The organism is Bartonella sp. AP58NXGY, assembly GCF_042195785.1.
Taxonomy (GTDB): Bacteria; Pseudomonadota; Alphaproteobacteria; order Rhizobiales; family Rhizobiaceae; genus Bartonella.
Window position 1 is genome coordinate 1 of the sequence record NZ_JBHIOY010000071.1, and the last position, 1354, is coordinate 1354.

1 protein-coding gene and 1 pseudogene are annotated in these 1354 nt (G+C 38.2%); both read left to right on the top strand.

Going from position 1 to position 1354, the window contains the following annotated elements:
* Window positions 1–210, top strand: a pseudogene (locus tag ACFINC_RS09470) (hypothetical protein); the annotation flags it as partial.
* A gap of 296 nt (window positions 211–506) precedes the next feature.
* A complete protein-coding gene (locus tag ACFINC_RS09475) occupies window positions 507–1289 on the top strand; it encodes a hypothetical protein (RefSeq protein WP_375617046.1) in 783 nt (260 codons plus the stop codon).
* Window positions 1290–1354 lie beyond the last annotated feature (65 nt).

Consider the following 1354-nt stretch of genomic DNA (forward strand, 5'->3'; position numbering starts at 1 on the left):
ACCAAGGCGCAAGTGAAAGCTTGGGTTTACGGTGGCGATTTGCCAAGAAGTGTATTGAGTTGTGAACCTTTGATAGATGAGGTAAATACGAAAATCAAAAAACGTACAAATGAAAGCGAGAAGTGTTATTCACAGGCTTATGATATAGACAGTGAACTAGAAAAAGCACTTGATATTCAATTAGGTAATTATCAAAATGAAAAAAAGTGAAAAAAATAAAAAATACGTATTGACTTTAAAGAAAAGGTCGTTTAATAAGGTTGGCAAGTGCTTAACAAACACTATAGCGAATAGCGGTTAAACCACGTAAGGTTTTTCCCATTCTTTAAATACTGACTTTCTTTTGTGCTGTTATTAGCATATAACGATTATGTCGGGTGTAGCTATGTTATACAATACCCTTCGCGAGGGAAAAGCATAGCGACGGACTATTCGCCGTGTTTGTTAGCGCCCGGCGCCCTTATAGGGCTGTCAATAACAAACAATTTAAACGAATAGGTGTCAGCATGAACGCTACAGTTACAAATCAAGAAACTTTTCCAAAATATGAACTTACTAATGAAAACCGCGTTGTTAACGGTGTGACTTTACACCGCATTAAAGCTTTAAGAGATTTTGATGATGTTAAGGCGGGGGATTTAGGTGGCTTTATTAAAGATGAGAGTGATCTGTCTCATAAAGGCAATTGCTGGGTTTATGATGATGCTATGGTTATCCAAGCAAGCGTTTCCGAAAATGCCAAAATACGCAATAATGCTTGTGTTGTGAATTATGCTAAAGTTTATGGTAATGCTGTGATTAGTGATAAGGCATGGGTTTTGAGTGATAAGGCACATGTTTATGACAATGCAGTCATTAATGGCAATGCAAAAATTGGTGGCTATGTTTTTGGCAATGCCGTTGTGAGTGATAATGCCGTTATTACTGAAGGGGCTCTTATTTACGATAATGCCCGTGTATATGAAAATGCTCATGTGAGTGGGCTTGTGTTTAATGATGCCCATGTCTACGGTAAATCACGCCTTGCTGCGTGGTCAAAAGCTTATGGCAATGCTCATGTTTTTGATAAAGCTATAGTTTATGATGGTAGCAATATTTATGACAATGCCAAGGTTTTTGGCTCGGCGCGTGTTGGTCCTTTTGCAAAAATTCATGATAATGCTCATGTGAGTGGCAAGGCACAAATTTGCCAATTTACAACGATTTATGGCAATGCTGTGCTTAAAGAAAATAAGAAATTTTCTGAAGATGTCTGTGGTCTTGATCAGGATATAAATAAAGCAGCGTAAATAACGGCGCGGGCGCGGCGGGGGCGCCCCTCTTTAAAATTCTTTCATTCAAAAAATTGTTTAAA

Coding starts and splice junctions, on each gene's coding strand:
- ACFINC_RS09475 (WP_375617046.1), top strand. CDS start 507: ATGAACGCTACAGTTACAAATCAAGAAACTTTTCCAAAATATGAACTT.